We start from the raw sequence: 19,408 nt of genomic DNA, 5'->3' as shown, positions 1-19,408 counted from the left end.
GGTGGGCGTCCCGCGCGCGACGGCCCGTTCAGGTGCCGCACAGCACGAGACCCCGGTCCACCAGGAAGGACCGGGGTCGGGTGGTGCGGCGTCCGCGGCCTGACCAGGATTTCGGGCCAGGACGCCATCGCCCCCTAAGGGGGCGTTTCAGCCCGGCCGCGAGGGAGGCTGCGGCCGGGCTGCTTGTGGGCGGTCATGAGGCGAGAAGGCGGGCGAAGACGGAGCGGCGGCGCTCCGTGGGCAGGCCCTGGCGGGCCTCCCGTACGCGCCGGTGCTCGGCGGCGGCGCTGCGCAGCTCGGCGGCGCGGTGCTGCATGATCGTGTACTCGAGTTCGGCGTTCACCGGATGCTCCTTGTGCTCGTTCCCTGCACTCTCAAGACTCCGCCTAAGGACCCCTGCGACACATCGGGCGTATGCCTTATCTCTGGGCATAAGCGCAGCTAGGAAGGTCCTTAGGCGGGCCGGGCGCGGCGTCTAAGGCGCGGGGAGAGACTTAGGGCTCGTCGGTGAACTTGACCGTGACCTTGGCGAATCCGAGCGACCTGAGCATCCCCGACAGCATCGCCCTGGTGTTGGCGTCGGCCCGGCTGCGCAGGTCGCTCGCCACGGCCGCCTCGGCGATCTTCTTCTCGGCCAGCAGGTAGAGCTCCCGCTGGTCGCCGGGGGAGCCCGACAGGAAGTCCTGGACCCGGTCGAAGATGCCGCGCTGCTGCGCGAACACGTACGAGCGGCTGTTGTCCAGGTTCGGCTTCTCCAACTGGGCCCGCGGCAGGCGTACGACGGCCTCCGTACGGTCTTCCGACACCGTCACGCCGTTCGTCGCGAGGGCCGTGAAGTCGACGTAGGCGTCCACCCCGCCCGCGCCGACGAACAGCGTACGCGTGCCCTTGATCGCGTCGGGCAGGAAGTTGGCGTCCTTCTCCAGGTCCACCACCACCTGGAAGTTGCCCGTCGCGGCCTCGAACCTGCTCAGGTCCCTGATCGACTGCAGGAGCACCGGCTGGCTGCGGTCGATGGTTCGCTCGCCGAGCGGGTTGAGCCACGACCAGGCCAGGCGCCCGCCCACCACCAGCAGGACGGCCAGCACCAGCAGGCCCGCCGCATATCGCCACCTGCGACGCCGCCCGGGGGTCACCTCGGGCGGCGTCGTACGGGAAGTCGTCATGCGAGCATGACTACCCGTTCGCCGATCATCAGTGCCAGCCCTTTGGTGACATCTTCGGTCCTCATTCGCCGTCGTTCTCGTGCGGCGCCGAGCCGTCGTTCTCGTGCGGTGCCGAGCCGTCGCGCGACGGGAGGCGCGGGCCGGAACCGGCGGCGGGTGACCGACGCTCCTCCTCAGGTCCGCCGCCCTCCTCCGCCGCGAGGACCTGCGGGTCCCGCGAGCCGGAGACCTCGGACACCCCGGGGTCGACCACCGGCCAGCTCGCCTGCGACGTGTCGGGCCCCCAGCGGTCGGCGGGCGTGGCGGGCCCCCAGCCCTCGGAGGGCGTGCCGGAGGGGGTCTGCCCGGCGGGCGTCCGCGTCGCGGAGCCCGACGGGGCCGTCTCGCCCGGCCCCGGGTAGACCGGGTAGACGTGGCTCGACTCGGGGATCGGCCGCGCCGACGGCGCCACCTGCGTGTGTCCGGGCCCGCCGCCGAAGTGCGTGCTCGACAGGCGGCAGCCCTGGAAGTCGCTGTAGAACATGCGCAGCCACTCCCTGCGCTGGTGCTCGCTCAGCGAGGAGAACCACGACGTCGCGTACTGGTGCTCGGGCAGCGGCGTGCCCGGCAGCGGCTCGCCGCGCAGCCAGGCCACCACGATCTGCCGGTAGCCCTCCGCGACCGTGCCCTGGCAGTTGGGGGCGAGCGACTCGACGTACTCGTGGGCGGCCTGCTCGGCGAACCCGGCCGACAGGTCGGGAACGTGCACCGGCGCCAGCCCGTTCGACGGCTTGAGCGAGTCGTCCAGCGGCCGCTGCTCCACCCGCGTGAACGCGGCGGGCGTGCCCGCCAGCCGCGAGGCGATCTGCGTGAACGCCGCGCCCAGCTCGGTCAGCCCCGCCCGCATGCCCGGGTGCACGCACACCGTGATCGGCCACTCCTGGCAACTGTAGGCGATGTCCACCGCCGCGGCCGGCTTGGCCTGGGTGAGCACCCGCGACACGCCCATGCCGGCGGCCAGCACGGCCAGCAGCGCGCACGCCAGCACCAGCGCCTGCCTGGTCACCAGCGCCGCCCAGCCGAGCAGCAGCGCCGCCGTGATGCCGAGCAGCCAGATCGTCTGGTCGAAGAACGGCGCCCCGTTCAGCCCCTGGAACAGGTCGTACGGCTCCCCGGTCCCCGGCGCCAGCTTGTCGGCCCACCCACGGTCGTCGGCCAGCCACGAGAACAGCCCGTAGCAGGCCAGACCCGCCAGCGGCGGCGTGTACGGCCGCGGCAGCACCCACCCGGCGACCCACCCGATCACCGAGTAGAGCGCCAGCCCCGCCATGCCCATCCCCAGCCCCGGCAGGCTCAGCCGGCCCGCCTGCTCGGTGAGCACCGTCTTGACCGCCAGCACCAGCACCGTGGCCCCGAACGACCCCAGCACCACCATCACGATCGCCAGCGGCGCCTTTAGCGCCCGCCACGTCGTGAGCGAGCGCCCGCGCAGCGCCCGGCGTTTGCGCAGCGCCACCCACGCGGCGAACGCCGCCGCCACCGGCCCGGTCAGCCGGAGCGAGCCGATGACGGCGGCCACGATGTTCTCCCACGCGTCAACGCCAGGTATCAGGACGTTCCACGCCGCGATCAGGCCGACAGCCAGCAGTACGGCAACCGTGACGGCCGCGCTGTGCTTCAGCTCCTCTCGTGAAACGCCCGCGTGCTCACGCACCCTTGTCCTCGTTGAAGCTCATCAAACAACCCCCCGTGCCCCTAGGCGAGGCGGAAAACGAACGGTCCAGGCCGGTCCCCAGGGCCATGGACTTGGCATCCGCGTCACCATGCGTACGAGAACAATAACTGAGCGTGATGATTGACGTCCGGATTCTTGGTCAAGCGGAGAATCCTGTCGCACAGAGTAATCAGACGAACCGGGACGACCAGCGCGCTACCGTAGCGCTGTGTCGCAGCCCAAGCCGCTCAACCTGCCGTTCGACCCGATCGACCGCGCCGCGGAGAGCTGGCGCGCCCACTTCGGACCGTCGGCCGCCATGGCGGCCGTTACCTCGATCATGAGAGCGCATCAGATCCTGCTGTCGCAACTTGACTCGCTCCTGAAGCCATACGACTTGACCTTCGCCAGGTACGAGGCGCTGGTGTTGTTGACCTTCAGCAAGACCGGGGCGCTGCCGCTGTCCAGGATCGGCGAGCGGCTCATGGTTCACCCCACCAGCGTCACGAACACGGTGGACAGGCTGGAGAAGTCCGGGTTCGTACGCAGGCTGCCGAATCCCCGCGACGGCCGCGGCGTGCTCGCCGAGATCACCGAGGCGGGCAGGGACGTCGTGGGGCGGGCCACGGCCGACCTGATGGCCGCCGAGTTCGGGCTCACGATGTACGCCGAGGACGAACTCCAGGGGATGTTCGACCAGTTGCGCACGCTACGGGTGGCGGCGGGTGACTTCCCCGCCTCGTCCATGCGGCAAGATGAAGGGCATGGCGGACTTCTCTAGGCCCGGGTCACTCTACGGAGCTGTCGACCTGGGCGCGCGTAAGCAGGCTCTGGATGCGCAGGCCAAGCGGGAGGCGGCAGGTCCCCAGGCGGCCTCGTCGGCCTCGGTCGTCGACGTGACCGAGGAGACGTTCACGGCCGACGTCATCGAGCGCTCCATGAGCGTGCCGGTCGTGCTCGACCTCTGGTCGCCCAGGGCGCCGGGCAGCTCCCAGCTCAGCCCGGTGCTGGAGAAGGTCGTCGGCGACCTGGCCGGCAGGGCCGTGCTGGCCAAGGTCAACGTCGACGCCAGCCCGCAGATCGCCCAGGCGCTGCGCGTGCAGGCCGTGCCGACCGTGCTGGCGATCTTCCAGGGCCAGGCCGTCACCGGCTTCCAGCAGGTGCTGCCCGAGCAGGAGGTGCGGCGCTGGCTCGACGAGCTGATGGGCGCGGTCGAGCAGTTCTACCAGGCCAACCCCGGGGCCCGGCCGCCGGGTGAGCCGGGCGAGCCGGGTGGTGCGGAGGAGCCTTTGGGGCCGCCCGCCGACCCCGACCTGGTGGCGGCCGAGCAGGCCATCGACGACGGCGACCTCGACGCGGCGATCGCGGCCTACCAGCGGCTGCTGGCCCGCGCCCCGGGCGACGAGGACGCCAAGATGGGGCTCGCGGGGGTCAACCTGATCAAGCGCACGTCCGAGGCCGACCCGGCCGACGTGCAGCGGCGCCTGCAGGATCCGGCCGACCTCGACGCCCACCTCCTGGCCGCCGACCTCGAGATGATGTCCGGGTCGGTCGACGAGGCGTTCGCCCGGGTCATCGCCGTGGTCAAGCGCACCTCCGGCGACGACCGCGACCGGGCCAGGAAGCACCTGCTCGGCCTTTTCGACGCGTTGCCCGCCGACGACCCCTCCTTGGCGAAAGCGCGGCGGGCGCTGGCCAGCGCCCTGTTCTAACCTGCGCGTTCTGTTCTAACCTGGGCGTATGCGGGTCGTCACGATATCGGCGACATACGGCACGGCCGGCAGCCAGATCGGTCCCGCCGTGGCCGGGCGGCTCGGCGTGCCCTTCGTCGACCGGGCCATCCCCAGCGCGGTGGCCCAGGAGCTGGGCTGCACCCTGGAGGAGGCGCTGGCCCACGACGACCGCGCCGAGCACGGCCTTGGGCGGCTGTTCTCCGGGGCGATGCGGCTGCCGACCGTGACGTTCGGCGGCGTGGACATGTACGTTCCGGGCGCGATGCCGCTCGCGCCGGAGGAGTTCGTCCGCCGTACCGAGCGCACGCTGACAGAGATGGCCCGCGACCAGGGCGGCGTGTTCCTGGGCCGGGCCGGCGCGGTGGTCCTGGCCGACCATCCGGGGGCGCTGCACGTGCGGCTCGACGCCCCGGTCGGGCGCCGCATCCGGCAGACCGCCACGCTGGGGGAGATCGGTGAGCGCGAGGCCCGGCGGATCATCGCCGACAACGACCGGGCGCGCGCGGCCTACGTACGCCACTTCTACCGCACCGATCCGTCCGATCCGTGCCTCTATCACCTGGTTCTCGACAGCACCACGATTCCGGTGCCCGCCTGCGTCGACCTGATCGTCCTGGCCGCCGAGGCACTGGATTGACCAAACGCCCCCTAACATGGGAGGCATTCTTGGTCAGTCCCGAAGGAGCGATTGACGTGGCGACCGTCCCGAGTGTGTCGTACTCCATCACCGTGCGGCTCGAGGTGCCCGCAGGCGGCAAGGCCGTCAGCCAGCTCACCCACGCCGTAGAGTCGGCCGGGGGCGTCGTGACCGCCCTCGACGTCACGAATGCGGGGCACGAGAAGCTCCGCATCGACGTCACGTGCGCGGCCAGGGACACCGACCACGCCCAGGCCATCGTCGACCAGCTCGAGGCGGTCGAGGGCGTGGTCATCCACAAGGTGTCCGACCGCACGTTCCTCATGCATCTCGGCGGCAAGATCGAGATGAAGTCCAAGGTGCCGCTGCGCAACCGCGACGAGCTGTCCATGGCCTACACGCCGGGCGTGGCCCGCGTGTCCATGGCGATCGCGCGCAACAAGGAAGACGCGCGGCGGCTGACCATCAAGCGCAACACCGTGGCCGTCGTCACCGACGGCTCGGCCGTGCTGGGGCTGGGCAACATCGGGCCCGAGGCCGCGCTGCCGGTCATGGAGGGCAAGGCGGCGCTGTTCAAACGGTTCGCGGGCATCGACGCCTGGCCGATCTGCCTCGACACGCAGGACGTCGACGAGATCGTCCGCACCGTGCAGGTGATCGCGCCCGGGTTCGGCGGCATCAACCTCGAGGACATCGGCGCGCCGCGCTGCTTCGAGGTGGAGCGGCGGCTGCGCGAGCTGCTCGACATCCCGGTCTTCCACGACGACCAGCACGGCACCGCGATCTGCGTGCTGGCGGCGCTGACCAACGCGCTGCGCGTGGTGAACAAGAGCATCGAGAACGTCAAGATCACCATGGCGGGCGCGGGCGCGGCCGGCAACGCGGTGCTGCGGCTGCTGCTGGAGGCCGGGGCGCGCAACGTGATCGTCTGCGACTACCTGGGGGCCGTGCACAAGGGGCGCGACGACCTCGACGAGTCGCTGCGCTGGATCGCCGAGCACACCAACGCCGAGGGCTACTCCGGCGACCTGCGCGGGGCGATCAAGGACGCCGACGTCTTCGTGGGGGTGTCCGCGCCGGGCATCCTGACCGGTGACGACATCGCCACGATGGCCACAGACGCGGTCGTCTTCGCGCTGGCCAACCCCGAGCCCGAGGTGTCGCCCGACGACGCCCGCGAGCACGCGGCCGTGGTGGCCACGGGCCGCTCCGACTACCCCAACCAGATCAACAACGTGCTGGCCTTCCCCGGGGTCTTCCGCGGGCTGCTCGACGCCCAGGCCGGTGGGGTGACGCAGGAGATGCTGCTGGCCGCCGCAGGGGCGCTGGCCGCCGTCGTCACTCCGGAGGAGCTGGGGCCCAACTACATCATCCCGAGCGTGTTCCACCCCGACGTGGCGACGGCGGTCGCGGCGGCCGTGCGCGAGTCCGCCGGTGGGCGCGCCCGCGGCTTCACCGAGGCGTAGGCCCGCGCCGGGCCGGGGCGGTGGCGGCGGGCATCAGGCGGTAGCTCTCCTGGAAGACCAGGTTGTGGGCGTCACCGGCGGCGATCACCCGCAGCGTGTCGAGCTGGCCCGCCGCGTCCGCCTCGTCGAAGACGTTCAGCGGCCAGTCGCCGACCGTGTTCCCGCGCAGGTGCGGGTGGTGGAAGTCGCGCCCGTAGTGGGCGACCACCGCGATCGGCTGCTCGCCGCTCTCGCGCTGCTCGGGCCAGGTCAGCGACCACATCGCGTTGAGCCCGCCCTCCCGTGACCGGGTGACCCCGCTGGCCACCACCTCGCCGGTGCCGAGCAGCAGGTCGGCGTTGGCCTCGTCGAGGGCCCGGCGCGCCATGGGGTCGAGGAGTTCGACGGCCCTGACGAACAGGCGTTCCTTGTCCTCCCGCGTGACGGCCCGGCCGTGCGTGCCGTCGCGCAGGTCCGTGAAGTGCCTGAGCAGGGCTTCGTTGATGGGAGTACACATGCCCATCCCCTTCCCCGAGGGCGGGCCGGGCCACCTCGACGCCTGAAACGAGGGCGCCGACGGGCTCGCGGCTCAGCCGAGCAGCGCCGCGATGCGGGCGCGGACCTCCTCGGTGTCGAGACCGCGCACGGTGAGGGTGGTCCGGCGGCGTACGACGTCGTCCACCGTGGCCGCCCACTCGTGGTCGCGGGCGTAGACCGCCTGGGCCCAGATGTCGGGGCCGCCGGGGTGGATGCGCTCCCCGAGCGCGGGATCGTCGCGGATGAGCCGGGCCAGATCGAACGCGATCGAGCCGTAGTGCGTGGCCAGGTGCCTGGCGACCAGCGGGTCCATGCGCGTGCCCGGCTCGCGCTCGGACCACAGCCGCATGGCCACCGCGTCGGGGCTGGCCAGGCCGGGCAGCGGCACAGCCGGCAGGATGTCGGCCAGGTCGTCGCCCAGGGGCTGCCCCGGCAGGTGGGCCAGGATGTCGAGCACGTACCTGCCGATGTGCCGGTAGGTCGTCCACTTCCCGCCGGCCACGGACAGCATGCCGCCCGAGCCCCGGGTCAGCACGGTCTCCCGCTTGGCGGCCGTCACCTGCCCAGGACCGCCGGGCAGCACCCGCAGCCCGGCGAAGGCGTAGGTGATGTCGTCGCGCCTGAGCTGGGAGTCGCGTACGGCGTGCCCCGCCTCGTCGAGGATCTGCGCGATGTCGGCCTCGGTGGCGCTCACCGCCGCCGGGTCGCCCTCGTACGCCTCGTCCGTGGTGCCCAGCAGCAGGTGGTCCTCCCACGGGATCGCGAACGACACGCGGTACTTGTCGATCGGCGTGGTCAGCGCCGCCTTCCACGGCTCGTGCCGGCGCAGCACCAGGTGGGCGCCCTTGGACAGGCGGATGCTGGGCGCGGCCTCGGGGTCCTCCATGCGGCGCAGGTGGTCGACCCACGGCCCGGTGGCGTTCAGCACGAGGCGGGCCGACACGCCGAACTCCGTGCCGTCGAGCCGGTCGCGCAGCTCGGCGCCCGTGACGCTGCCGGAGGTCATGCGCAGCCCGACCACCTCGGCGTGGTTGAGCACGGTCGCGCCCGCGTCCACGGCGGCCCGGACGGTCATGACCGCGACGCGGCTGTCGTTCATCTGGTGGTCGCCGTAGACGGCGGCGGCCCGCAGCCCCTCGGTACGCAGCGCGGGCACCTTGGCCAGCGCCTGCTGGGGCGTGATGACCCGGCCCATGCCGTCGCCGAACACCGACAGCGCCGAGTACAGGAACACCCCGGCGCCCAGCTTGGCCGGCCCGTGCGGGCCGCCCTTGTAGATCGGCACCACGAACGTCAGTGGCTTGACCAGGTGGGGCGCGATGTCGGCGGCCAGGGCGCGCCGCTCGCGGTGGTTCTCGGCCACCAGCCTGACGTTGCCGGTCTGCAGGTAGCGCAGGCCGCCGTGGACGAGCTTGGAGGAGGCGCTGGAGGTGGCGCCGGCGAAGTCGCCCGCGTCGACCATCGCCACCCGCAGCCCCGCCTGGGCGGCCATCCAGGTCACCGACGTGCCGAGGATCCCGCCACCGATGACCAGCAGGTCGTGGGTGGAGGTGGACAGCTCTTCGCGGGCCTGCGCCCGGTCGGTGCCGATCGTGGTCGTCATGCACAACCCCCTATTGCTCGACCCAGTCCAGGGTCCGGGCCACGGCCTTCTTCCAGTTGCGGTATTCGCGCTCGCGTACGGACTCGTCGATCGCCGGACGCCACTCGGCGGCCTTGTGCCAGTTGACGCGCAGGCTGTCGAGGTCGGGCCAGTAACCGGTGGCCAGCCCGGCGGCGTAGGCGGCGCCCAGCGCGGTGGTCTCGGACACCATCGGCCGGATCACCGGCACGGCCAGCACGTCGGCGAGCGTCTGCATGAGCAGGTTGTCGGCGGTCATGCCGCCGTCGGCGCGCAGCGTGGTCAGGTCGAGCCCGGAGTCGGCGTTCATGGCGTCGACGACCTCGCGGGTCTGCCACGCCGTGGCCTCCAGGACGGCCCGCGCGATGTGCCCCTTGTTCACGAACCCGGTCAGCCCCGCGATCACCCCGCGCGCGTCCGAGCGCCAGTGCGGCGCGAACAACCCCGAGAAGGCCGGGACGAAGTAGCAGCCGCCGTTGTCGTCGACGGTCTTGGCCAGCGTCTCGATCTCGGCCGCGCTGGAGATCAGGCCCAGGTTGTCGCGCAGCCACTGGACGAGCGAGCCGGTGACCGCGATGGCGCCCTCCAGCGCGTACGTGGCCGGGCCGTCGCCGATCCGGTAGCCGACGGTGGTGAGCAGGCCGTGCTTGGAGGCGACGGGCGCGGACCCGGTGTTCATCAGCAGGAAGCTGCCCGAGCCGTAGGTGCTCTTGGTCTCGCCGGGGTCGAAGCAGGTCTGGCCGAACAGCGCCGCCTGCTGGTCGCCGAGCGCCGAGGCCACCGGCACGCCCGCCGGGGTGTGCCCGTAGACCTCGGCGGAGGAGCGGATCTCGGGCAGCATGGCCCGTGGCACGCCCAGGATCGCGAGCAGGTCGTCGTCCCAGGCCAGGGTGTGGATGTTCATCAGCATCGTGCGGCTGGCGTTGGTCACGTCGGTGATGTGCCGCCCGGTGAGGTTCCACAGCAGCCAACTGTCCATCGTGCCGAACAGGACCTCGCCGCGTTCGGCCCGCTCGCGCAGCCCAGGGTGCTCGTCCAGCAGCCAGCGGATCTTGGGCCCCGAGAAGTACGTCGCCAGCGGCAGCCCCGCCCGCTCCTTGAACAGCGGCTCGTGCTCGGCCAGCGCGCGGGTGAGCGCGTCGGTGCGGGTGTCCTGCCAGACGATGGCCGGGCAGACCGGGCGGCCGGTGTCGCGGTCCCAGAGCACGGTGGTCTCGCGCTGGTTGGTGATGCCCAGCGCGGCGATCTGGCCGTCCTCCAGGCCGCCGCCGCTCACCGCCTCGGCCAGCACGCCCTGGACGGCCTGCCAGATCTCGTCCGCGTCGTGCTCGACCCAGCCCGGCCTGGGGAAGATCTGACGGTGCTCGCGCTGTGCGACGGAGATGAGATGGCCGGCCTGGTCGAAGACGATGCACCGGCTGGACGTGGTGCCCTGGTCGATGGCTGCGACGTAGTGCGGTCGGGGCACTGGGTTCCTCGCATGGGCTCAGGGTTCGACAATGCCGAACGAATGCTATGTGGTCGCCGGGAGCTGTTCAAGTGTCATCTGGCGAGGTCGCGGGTGATGGCGCGGGCCGCGTCGCGTACGTAGGAGACGAACTCCATCGGCAGGTCGCCGCCCGGCGCCAGCCGCTCGACGGCGCCCCGGATGCCGATGGCGCCCACCGCGACGCCGCGCGGGTCTCTGATCGGGGCGGCGATGGCCACCTCGCCCTCGGTCAGCTCCTCCATCTCGGCCGCCCACCCGCGCGCCCTGACCCGGTCGAGCTCGGCCTCCAGCCCGGCCGGGTCGGTGATCGTGTGCTTGGTGTGCGGGCGCAGGGGCGGCGGGGGCGGCTCGCCGTAGGGGTCGAAGGCGAGCAGCACCTTGCCCAGCGCGCTCGCGTGGGTCGGCAGGTACGTGCCCACCTGCAGCGTCTGCAGGCTGTCGTCGGGCCGGAACACGTGGTGGATCACCAGCACGTGGCCCTCGTGCAGGGTGCCGATCCAGGCGCTCTCCCGGCTGCGCCCGGCCAGCGCGTCGGCCCAGTTGATGGAGCGGGTGCGCAGCTCGTTGACGTCGAGGTAGCTGCTGCCCAGATGGAGCAGGGTGGCGCCGAGGCGGTACTTGCCGGTGGCGTCGTCCTGCTCGACGAACCCGACGTGGACCAGAGTGCGCAGGATGCCGTGTAGCGTCCCCTTCGGCAGGCCGAGCGCTCTGGCCAGCTCGGCCACCCCGAGCTGGCGGGGACCGGAGGCGAGCAGCCGCAGAATCGCGGCGGCCCGCTCGACCGACTGAATCGTCTCTCCCACGAGGGCACCCTAGCGCAGTTCTGTTCGGTAATGTCGAACAGCAGTTAATGAAACACCTGTTTCGATAAGATGGATCCGGTTGCTCCGACGATGAGGAGACTTGATGGACCAACCTTCCCGTTCGGCGGGAACCGTGCGGCCCGGGGGCCGTACCGCCAGAGTGCGCGCGGCCGTCCTGGAGGCGACCCAGGACGAGCTGGTCGAGCGCGGCTTCCACGAGCTGACCATGGACCAGGTCGCGGCCAGGGCGGGCGTCGGCAAGACCACCGTCTACCGGCGCTGGGGGAGCCCCTCCGGCCTGGTCACCGACCTGATGAACGAGCTGGCCGACCAGTCGTCGCCGCATGCCGACACCGGCGGCATCGAGGGCGACCTGCGCGCCAACGCGCTGTCGGTGCTCAATGCGCTCAACGACGAGCGCCTGGGCGTCACGTTCCAGGCGGTGATCGCCGCCGGCACCGGCGACGAGCCGGCCGCCCGCGCGTTGAACGCCTTCTACCTGCGCCGCATCCAGGAGTGGGCCAACGTGGTGGACCTGGCCGTCGCCCGCGGCGAGCTGCCCGCGGGCACCGACGGCGCCGAGGTGATCAGGGCGATCTCCGCCCCGCTCTACTACCGCCTGGTCGTCACGCGGGAGCCGGTGACGCGGGAGGTCGCCGAGTGGTCGGTGGCGCGTACGCTGGCCGCCGCCAGGGCGGGCGCGTTCGTGACGGCGGCCTCACGGGGATGAGCGCGGCCAGATCGAGCCGTACCACCACAGGATCCCGCCCATCACCACCAGCCCGGCGGCCGTGGCGAGCTTGCCCATGAGGTCGGTGGGCGGGCCCGTGAAGGGGAGCCGGCCGTGATGGTGACCCCAGGGGCAGTCGTTCTCGACACGGGAGGATTCGATCAGCGTCTCCGGGACGCGATCGCCGAGTGAGAACGCCTCGATCTCGGACGCGCTGCCCTTCTGTACGGGGACCTGCCTGACGATCGTCTTGTGGGCCGGGATCGAGCCGTTGGCCAGGCTGGCGCCGTCGGCCTTCAGGTCGAAGCGCGCGAGCTGACTGGTCCGGTTGTGCAGGGTGACCCGCGCCCGGCCAGAACGGCAGCCCACGTCGTCCACGGTCATCGTGAACGGCTCCCCGGGGTCGGGCCGCGGCCAGGCGTGGGCCTCGCCGGGGAAGAGCAGGGCAGGGAGGAGCAGGGCGGCCCCCAATGGCAGGAAGGCCAAGGAGAGGCGGACTCCGATGCGCATGTGCTCCTCCAGAACATGATCTCAGCTACATAAAGTTCCCAAGTGGTCACGAAAAGTAACATCGACTCACCGGGGGAGCGCGCACCCCTGGTTAGCCTTCATGATGGAGGTATGGCGGAAGCGATCTACGTCGGCGGCTTGTTGGTGGCGACGCCACTGCTCGACGACCCCAACTTCCGGCGTAGCGTCGTGCTGATCCTCGAACACGACCACGACGGCGGCACCCTGGGCGTCGTGCTCAACCGGCCGAGCGACATCTCGGTGACGCAGGTGTTGCCGGTGTGGGATCCGCTGGTCACGGGGCCGTCGGTGTTGTTCGAGGGCGGGCCCGTACAGACTGACAGCGCGCTCGCGCTGGCGGCGGTGCCGAGCGGGGAGGAGCCGCTCGGCTGGCGGCGGCTGCACGCCGGCACCGACGCGGTCGCCCGGCTGGGCACGGTCGACCTCGACGCGCCGCCCGAGATCCTCCAGGGTGAGATCGCGCAGATGCGTATCTTCGCGGGCTACGCGGGCTGGACGTCGGGGCAGCTCGAGAGCGAGATCGCCGAAGGGGCCTGGTACATCGTCGACTCCGAGGTGGGCGACACCTTCCACGCGAACCCCGGCTCGCTGTGGCGGCAGGTGCTCCGCCGCCAGCGCGGCGAACTGGCCTTCGTGGCCACCTGTCCGGACGACCCGACACAGAACTGACCCCCGAGCCCCGGCGCGAGATCGGCGCTGAGGGCCGAGCCGGGCTCCGGGCGGCGGAGGGTCGGCGCCGGAGGTCCCAGCCGGGCGGCGGAGGTCAGTGCTGGAGGTCCCAGCCGGGCCGCAGGCAGCGCTCGGTCAGCTCGATGGTCTCCGTCATGCGCCGCATGACCTCGCTCATGGTCCCCTCGCGGCGCGGGCACTCGAAGCCGACCCGCATGGTGGACATCGCGAACGCCACGATCAGGTGGGTGAGCTGGTCGACGTCGGGATCGACGCCCCGGCGGTCGGCGATCACCTCGGCCAGCCGCCGCTCGGTCTCCGCGCCCCTGGCCACCGACAGCCCCACCAGGTGCGGGTGACCGTCCAGCAGCTTGCGCAACTTCAGGAACCTCTCCGCGTCCTCGGGCGTTGAGCTTTCGACGTCGGTGACGACCGCGCGCAGCGCGTGCATGAGAGAGGTGAAAGGCGGCTCGTCGCCCGGCCGGTCCGCCAGCGTCTCCAGCATGATCTCCTCGCCGTGCTCGTGGAACCACAGCACCAGGTGATCCTTGCTGGTGAAGTAGCGGAAGAAGGTGCGGGGGGAGATCTCGACGACCCCCGCTATCTGCTCGACGGTGGTCGACTCGTATCCTTGTTCGAGGAACAGGTCGAGTGCGGCGTCGAGGATCGCCAGCCGTGTCTTCTCCTTCTTGCGTTCACGCAGACCCACTGCCGTTACTCCCTCGACATCCTTTTGTCACAGTGTGCCATATGTCATAGTGCGCCCAATAAAAGTCGTTTGTCATCTGTCATAGGCTGACATAGATTACCGGAGGCTTACGACTTCTATGCCCCGATGTGGGGCGGTACGTGTACTGAGGGGGACTAACTCATGGCTCACGCGAAGGCGGTCGACGCGCCGTCATCGCCCGGCCCGGCCGAGCGGGGTGGCGGGGGAAACCCGTGGCTGGTGCTGCTCGCGGTCAGCCTGGGCGTCATCATGGTGATGCTCGACGGCACCGTGGTGGGCATCGCCAACCCGAGCATCCAGGTCGACCTGAAGGCTTCACTCTCCGACCTGCAGTGGGTGACCAGCGGCTACCTGCTCGCGCTGGCGGTCTTTCTGATCACCGCGGGCAAGCTCGGCGACCTGTTCGGGCACAAGCGGGTCTTTCTCATCGGTGTGGCGGGCTTCGCCATCTCGTCTGTGGGCATCGGCTTCAGCGCCGAACTCGCCGACATCATTCCCGGCATCTCGCCGGTCGGCGCGTTGATCGGCCTGCGGGTGCTGCAGGGTCTGTTCGGCGCGTTGCTGCAGCCGGCCGCCCTGGCGTTGCTGCGGACGGCGTTCCCCGGTGAGAAGCTGAACCAGGCGATGGGGGCCTGGGGCGCGATCATCGGCCTGTCGAGCGCCGCCGGTCCGATCGTGGGCGGGCTGCTGGTCGAGAAGGTGAGCTGGGAGTCGGTCTTCTTCATCAACGCGCCGGTCGGTGTCGTGGCTCTGATCCTGGGCTTCCTGCTGATCAAGGAGAACCGGGCGCAGACGTTCGCGCGCATCGACTGGCTCGGCGTGGTGCTGCTGTCGGGCGCGATGTTCTCGCTGGTGTGGACGATCATCAAGGCGCCCGAGTGGGGCTGGGGCGACAGCACGACGCTGACCTTCGTCGCCACGTTCGTGGTGCTCATCGGCGCGTTCATCTTCTGGCAGAGCCGGGCCAAGCAGCCGCTGGTGCCGCTGTCGCTGTTCGCGAACCCGTCCATCTCCATCGGCACCTTCCTCATGATGATGGTGGCCTTCGCGATGTTCGGGGCGATGTTCTTCCTGGGCTTCTTCTTCCAGGGCGTGCACGGGCTGACGCCGCTGGAGGCCGGTCTGCGCATGCTGCCGATGAGCGCCGGCATGATCGTCGCCTCGCCGCTGGCGGGCATGGCGCTCAGCAGGTTCGGGCCCAGGCTCACGATGTCGGGCGGTCTGCTGATCACCGCGGTCGCGATGTTCCTCATGTCTCGGCTCGGCATCGACGCGTCGTTCATCGAGAGCGCCATTCCGTTCGTGGTGCTGGCCTTCGGCCTCTCGCCGGTCTTCGTGGGCGCCACCGAGATCATCGTGGGCAACGCCCCCATCCAGCTCAGCGGGGTCGCGGGCGGTCTGCAGCAGTCGGCCATGCAGGTCGGCGGCGCGCTCGGCACCGCGATTCTCGGAGCCGTCATGGCCGGTGAGATCTCCGACACGCTGCCCGGCTACCTCGGCCCGGCGGCCCAGGCGTTCGCGCCCGCCGAGCTGGAGGGCCTGGAGAAGGCCGCCGCCTTCGGCTCGGCGCCTCCGGGGCTGCCCGAGCAGATCGGCGACGCCATCCACCTGTCGTTCATGGACGGCATGCACCTGGCCTTCCTGGTGAGCACCTGCATCGCGGTGCTGACCGCGGTGCTCGCGCTGTTCGTCAAGGCGGGGCGGAAGACCGAGAGCGGCCCGGTCCACGTGGGCTGATCGACCTCCTTCCGCGTACGGCCTCCGTCCCTCCGGGCGGGGGCCGTACGGCTGTCCGGAAAGGGAGGAGACTTGGGGGGACGAGGTCGTCGGCGGGCATAAACTCTGTGGAGTGAGCAGCACGAAGATCCTCCCAGAGCAGGAGACCACTCCGCGGACGTCGCACGGCGACGGCGACCACGAGCGGTTCGCCCACTACGCGGACAAGCACAAGATCACCGAGAGCATGGTGACCGGCACGCCGATCCGCGCTCTGTGCGGCAAGGTCTGGGTGCCCAGCCGCGATCCCAAGAAATACCCGGTCTGCCCGGAGTGCAAGGAGATCTACGAGGGCCTGCCCCCGGGCGGCGACGGCGGCGACGACAACAAGCAGTGAGTGTTGCTGTGCGGTAATCCCGCGACGGAGCGTTACGGTCTGTAGCCAGACCAGCGCAAATCCGTAGGAGGGGGACCGCATGCTCCGGCGCGTGACCGCCGTCTCGTTGGCATGCCTGCTCACGGCGGGGCTCGTCCCGCCGTTCGAGGCGGGCGCCGCCCCGGCGGCCGGTTGCGCCCGGCACGCTGCGCAGACGGCCGGTCAGACGGCCGGGCAGACGGCCGGGCAGACGGCCGGGTCTCGCATGCTCGCGGCGGGCCTGCGGGCCCCGCGGCCGCGCTCTCCCGGGTCGCGTCGTCCCGGGCCGCGCTCGCCCAAGCCGGAAGACGTCGCGAAGGTCATGGCCGAGCTGGACGAGCGGCTGGCCGGTGTCACGCCCCCGAGCCAGATCACCGTGCCCACCCGCGTACACCTCGTCAGCCGCGGCCCCGACCGCCTGGTGTCCGACCAGACGATCCTGGCCCAGATCGACGCGCTCAACCACGCGTACGCCGGCACGTACGGCGGCGTCGACACCGGCGTGCGCTTCCGCCTCGACGGCATCTCGGTCAAGCAGAGTGCCGCCTGGTTCGCCGACCCCATCGGCAACGAGAAGGCCATGAAGACCGCGCTGCACGAGGGCGGCGCCGACACGCTCAACCTCTACATCGCCCAGCTCAGCGAGCTGATGCTGGGCTTCGCCAGCTACCCCTACTGGTACGCGGGCACCCCCCGCCTCGACGGCGTCGTGATCGACTGGCGCAGCCTGCCCGGCGGCGCGATGACCAACTACAACAGAGGCTTCACCGGCGTCCACGAGATCGGCCACTGGCTCGGGCTCTTCCACACGTTCGAGAACGGCTGCGCGGAGCCCGGCGACGGCATCGACGACACCCCGGCCGAGGCCCGGCCGACCGTCGCCTGCCCGCAGGACAAGGACACCTGCGCCGCCCGCGAGGGCATGGACCCGGCGCACAACTTCATGGACTACGCCCACGACCGGTGCATGTGGGAGTTCACGCGGGGGCAGGCGGAGCGGATGCACCAGATGTGGGCCGCGTTCCGGGCGACACCGCCCGCTGCCTAGATGTCCGGCAAATTACGATGTGTAGGTGACAGCACCAAAGGCACTCGACGCTCCCCACCGATCCCCGGGACTCCTCGGCCCCGAGTACCGGACGGCCACCTTAGGAATCGTGCTCGTGGTCACGCTGATCGCGTTCGAGGGGATGTCGGTCGGCGTCGTCATGCCGGCGATCGCCGGTGAGCTGGACGCCCTGGACCTCTACGGGCTCAGCTTCTCCGCCTTCCTCATCGCCAGCCTGTTCATGAACGTGGTGGCCGGGCTCTGGTCGGACCGGCGCGGCTACCCGGTGCCGTTCCTGACCGGCGTGGTGCTGTTCGCGGCCGGGATGGCGCTGGCAGGGGCGGCGTGGTCGGCCGAGATGTTCCTGGTGGCGCGGGCCGTGCAGGGGCTGGGCGGCGGGGCCGCCATCGTGGCGCTGTACGTGATGATCGCCCGCGTCTATCCGGTGGAGGTGCGGCCCAAGGCGTTCGCGGCCCTCTCGGCGGCCTGGGTGGTGCCCGCCATGGTGGGGCCGTCGGTGGCCGGGTTCGTCGGTGACCACCTGGGGTGGCGCTACGTCTTCTACGGCATCGTGCCGCTGGTCGTGCCCGCGCTGGTGATGCTCGTACCGGCGTTGCGGATGGGCTCGTCGGGTGAGACGCGGCCCGGCACCGGGCCGCGGTCCAGGCCGGTCGCGATGACGGTGGCCGCCACCGCCACGGCCGGCGGCGCCGGGCTGCTGCTGCACGGCGTGGACCGGCTGCAGGCGTACGCCGTGCCCGCGTCGCTGGAGACCGCCGTGGGCCTGGCCCTGCTGGGCTACGGCCTCTACAAGCTGCTGCCGCCGGGGGCGCTGCGGTTCACGCGCGGGTTGCCCACGACCATCCTGATGCGCGGCTTCTTCTCCTCCGCCTTCTTCGCCGTGAACACCTTCATCCCGCTGGCGCTGCAGTCGGTGAAGCTCTTCGACGCCACGCAGGCGGGCATCGCGCTGACGACCGGGGCGCTGGGCTGGTCGGCGGGCTCGTTCCTGCAGAGCCGGCGGCCGGGGGAGGCGCACAAGCGGATCCGGCTGGGCGCCGGATGCGTGACCGTCTCGATCCTGGTCTGCCTGCTCTGCGTGCTGCCCGGGGTCACCGGGTGGATCGCCGTGCCCGCGTGGATCGTGGCCGGGTTCGGGATGGGCTTCGGCATCACCACGGTCAGCGTGACCGCCATGAGGCAGTCGCCGGTGACCGAGCAGGGCGCGAACTCCGCGGCGCTGTCGGTCTCCGACCAACTCGGCGCGGCGCTGTCGATCGGCGTCGGCGGCGCGCTGATGAACGTGATCGGGCACTCCCCGACCCAGATCGCCACCGGGTTCGTGGTCACCTCGGCCCTCATGGCGGCCGTCGCGCTGAGCGCCACCGTGCTCGCCGGCCGCACCCGCTGAATATTCCGTCCCTCCCGTCACAGCGATCACGGATCGCCTGATCCCGGTGGCGAGGAGTGATAGGACAGCGGGCAAGGAGGTGACATGGAGGATGATCACCGTGTCTGGCCCCCTCAGTCGAGGGCCAGGCATCGCCGACGCACGAGCCAGCCGTACCCGGACGCCTCCTTGCAACGCGACCGATGGGCGGGCGACGCCCCCGACCCCCTGGACCGCGACCCGGTCGAGCGCCCCCCGAGGGAACGTGCCATCCCGGACTCCCCGGATCCCGACTTCTGGGGGGAGGAGCGCGGGCACCCCCTCGACCTGCCCGCCGACGACGGGCCGTCCTGGAACCCCCGGATCCGCGGAACCGTCCCAGGCGGCCCCGTACGGTCCGGGGAGCCGTGGGACGAGCTGCCCCCCTCCGCCCGCCTGCACGGCTCCCCGGCGGACCCCCACATGCGCGTACGCGCCGCCGGCACGTCACGGGTGTGGCGGCGGGCGGCGGTCGTGCTGGTGTCCCTGGCGGCCGGGACGGCGGTCGTGGCGGGGGCGACGGCCCTGGCGGCGCGGCTCACCGCCCCGGCCGAGGAGGCGGTACGGCTGAGCGACGCCCTCGCGGGGGTGGCCGCGACGCTGCCGCAGGGGTGGAGCGTGGAGCCGGTGCCGCCGGTCACGGGGTTCACCTCGGTCGCCCGGCACAGGGACGGGGCGCTGGTCATGGCCCGCCCGATGCCCGGACCGGTGACGGACGCCAAGAAGGCCGCCGCCGAGGCAGGGGAGCAGTACTCCCGGCTCCTGCTCAAGGGCGACCGCGTGACCGTGGTCGAGGACAGGGCGATGCCCGGCGGCCACACCCGCGCGCTGCGGGCCGAGTACGAGGACGTGGTCAACCGCCCCGCGTTCCTCAGAGTGATGCTGCTCACTCGCGCGACCAGGCCCGTCCTGCTGGTCGGGCTGCTCCAGCCGGAGGAGAACAGCAGGCGGCAGGCCCTCGACGCGCTCATGACGAGCCTCCGATAAGCCGCATAGCACGTACGAAAGACCTTGGC

The 19,408-nt window shown here is 71.3% G+C and carries 20 protein-coding genes; 11 read left to right on the top strand and 9 right to left on the bottom strand.

Annotated elements, in window-relative coordinates:
* Positions 1-193 precede the first annotated feature (193 nt).
* From ACZ6S0_RS14815 to ACZ6S0_RS14805, 3 genes are all read right to left on the bottom strand, one after another.
* Positions 194-343 carry a hypothetical protein gene (locus ACZ6S0_RS14815; protein WP_465916795.1) on the bottom strand — a complete coding sequence of 50 codons (150 nt, stop codon included), beginning with the start codon at positions 341-343 and terminating at the stop codon, positions 194-196.
* 151 nt (positions 344-494) lie between these two features.
* Positions 495-1,166, bottom strand: a complete 672-nt coding sequence (locus ACZ6S0_RS14810) for a DUF4230 domain-containing protein (protein ID WP_465916792.1) — start codon at positions 1,164-1,166, stop codon at positions 495-497.
* Positions 1,167-1,227: 61 nt separating this feature from the next.
* On the bottom strand, positions 1,228-2,859 hold the full coding sequence (locus tag ACZ6S0_RS14805; RefSeq protein WP_465916788.1) for a hypothetical protein: 1,632 nt from the start codon (positions 2,857-2,859) through the stop codon (positions 1,228-1,230).
* Positions 2,860-3,088: 229 nt separating this feature from the next.
* On the opposite strand from ACZ6S0_RS14805, the gene ACZ6S0_RS14800 reads away from it, so the two are divergent.
* From ACZ6S0_RS14800 to ACZ6S0_RS14785, 4 genes are read left to right on the top strand one after another with little or no spacing between them, the layout of a single operon-like run.
* Positions 3,089-3,640, top strand: coding sequence for a MarR family winged helix-turn-helix transcriptional regulator (locus tag ACZ6S0_RS14800; RefSeq protein WP_465916784.1), 552 nt, complete (start codon positions 3,089-3,091; stop codon positions 3,638-3,640).
* Positions 3,624-4,571, top strand: a complete 948-nt coding sequence (locus ACZ6S0_RS14795) for a tetratricopeptide repeat protein (protein WP_465916780.1) — start codon at positions 3,624-3,626, stop codon at positions 4,569-4,571. Before ACZ6S0_RS14800 ends, ACZ6S0_RS14795 begins: the two co-directional genes overlap by 17 nt.
* A gap of 28 nt (positions 4,572-4,599) precedes the next feature.
* Positions 4,600-5,229 carry a cytidylate kinase-like family protein gene (locus ACZ6S0_RS14790; RefSeq protein WP_465916776.1) on the top strand — a complete coding sequence of 210 codons (630 nt, stop codon included), beginning with the start codon at positions 4,600-4,602 and terminating at the stop codon, positions 5,227-5,229.
* 56 nt (positions 5,230-5,285) lie between these two features.
* Positions 5,286-6,695, top strand: coding sequence for an NAD-dependent malic enzyme (locus ACZ6S0_RS14785; RefSeq protein WP_465916773.1), 1,410 nt, complete (start codon positions 5,286-5,288; stop codon positions 6,693-6,695).
* Here ACZ6S0_RS14785 and ACZ6S0_RS14780 read toward each other — a convergent pair.
* From ACZ6S0_RS14780 to ACZ6S0_RS14765, 4 genes are all read right to left on the bottom strand, one after another.
* Entirely contained in the window at positions 6,682-7,191 is a 510-nt protein-coding gene (locus tag ACZ6S0_RS14780) for a hypothetical protein (protein WP_465916770.1), read from the bottom strand. The genes ACZ6S0_RS14785 and ACZ6S0_RS14780 overlap by 14 nt on opposite strands.
* Before the next feature lie 72 nt (positions 7,192-7,263).
* On the bottom strand, positions 7,264-8,814 hold the full coding sequence (locus ACZ6S0_RS14775; protein WP_465916766.1) for a glycerol-3-phosphate dehydrogenase/oxidase: 1,551 nt from the start codon (positions 8,812-8,814) through the stop codon (positions 7,264-7,266).
* Positions 8,815-8,824: 10 nt separating this feature from the next.
* Positions 8,825-10,300: a glycerol kinase GlpK gene (gene glpK, locus ACZ6S0_RS14770; RefSeq protein ID WP_465916762.1), complete on the bottom strand. Its 1,476-nt coding sequence runs from the start codon at positions 10,298-10,300 to the stop codon at positions 8,825-8,827.
* 74 nt (positions 10,301-10,374) lie between these two features.
* On the bottom strand, positions 10,375-11,124 hold the full coding sequence (locus tag ACZ6S0_RS14765) for an IclR family transcriptional regulator (RefSeq protein ID WP_344885573.1): 750 nt from the start codon (positions 11,122-11,124) through the stop codon (positions 10,375-10,377).
* A gap of 103 nt (positions 11,125-11,227) precedes the next feature.
* Here ACZ6S0_RS14765 and ACZ6S0_RS14760 point away from each other — a divergent pair, with 103 nt between their 5' ends.
* Complete coding sequence (locus ACZ6S0_RS14760; protein WP_465916756.1) at positions 11,228-11,854, top strand: TetR/AcrR family transcriptional regulator; 627 nt, start codon at positions 11,228-11,230, stop codon at positions 11,852-11,854.
* Here ACZ6S0_RS14760 and ACZ6S0_RS14755 read toward each other — a convergent pair.
* Positions 11,843-12,364, bottom strand: a complete 522-nt coding sequence (locus ACZ6S0_RS14755; protein ID WP_465916752.1) for a hypothetical protein — start codon at positions 12,362-12,364, stop codon at positions 11,843-11,845. The two genes, ACZ6S0_RS14760 and ACZ6S0_RS14755, sit on opposite strands and share 12 nt — an antisense overlap.
* 111 nt (positions 12,365-12,475) lie before the next feature.
* On the opposite strand from ACZ6S0_RS14755, the gene ACZ6S0_RS14750 reads away from it, so the two are divergent.
* Positions 12,476-13,054 (top strand): YqgE/AlgH family protein, encoded by a 579-nt coding sequence (locus ACZ6S0_RS14750; RefSeq protein ID WP_344885564.1) that lies wholly within the window; start codon positions 12,476-12,478, stop codon positions 13,052-13,054.
* Between the two features lie 94 nt (positions 13,055-13,148).
* On the opposite strand, the gene ACZ6S0_RS14745 is transcribed toward ACZ6S0_RS14750, so the two are convergent.
* Positions 13,149-13,763 (bottom strand): TetR family transcriptional regulator, encoded by a 615-nt coding sequence (locus tag ACZ6S0_RS14745; RefSeq protein ID WP_465916747.1) that lies wholly within the window; start codon positions 13,761-13,763, stop codon positions 13,149-13,151.
* Between the two features lie 162 nt (positions 13,764-13,925).
* Here ACZ6S0_RS14745 and ACZ6S0_RS14740 point away from each other — a divergent pair, with 162 nt between their 5' ends.
* From ACZ6S0_RS14740 to ACZ6S0_RS14720, 5 genes are all read left to right on the top strand, one after another.
* Positions 13,926-15,521, top strand: a complete 1,596-nt coding sequence (locus ACZ6S0_RS14740; protein WP_465916743.1) for an MFS transporter — start codon at positions 13,926-13,928, stop codon at positions 15,519-15,521.
* A gap of 112 nt (positions 15,522-15,633) precedes the next feature.
* Positions 15,634-15,897, top strand: a complete 264-nt coding sequence (locus ACZ6S0_RS14735; protein ID WP_344885554.1) for a DUF3039 domain-containing protein — start codon at positions 15,634-15,636, stop codon at positions 15,895-15,897.
* A 79-nt stretch (positions 15,898-15,976) separates the two neighbouring features.
* The gene (locus ACZ6S0_RS14730) at positions 15,977-16,963 is read left to right on the top strand and encodes a zinc metalloprotease (RefSeq protein WP_465916737.1); all 987 of its coding nucleotides are present in this window, start codon (positions 15,977-15,979) and stop codon (positions 16,961-16,963) included.
* A gap of 25 nt (positions 16,964-16,988) precedes the next feature.
* Entirely contained in the window at positions 16,989-18,374 is a 1,386-nt protein-coding gene (locus ACZ6S0_RS14725; RefSeq protein WP_465916733.1) for an MFS transporter, read from the top strand.
* 84 nt (positions 18,375-18,458) lie between these two features.
* Entirely contained in the window at positions 18,459-19,379 is a 921-nt protein-coding gene (locus ACZ6S0_RS14720) for a hypothetical protein (protein ID WP_465916731.1), read from the top strand.
* The last annotated feature ends 29 nt before the right edge of the window (positions 19,380-19,408 follow it).

Source organism: Nonomuraea sp. NPDC051298 (genome assembly GCF_055586305.1).
This window is presented reverse-complemented; position numbering and strand designations above follow the sequence as displayed.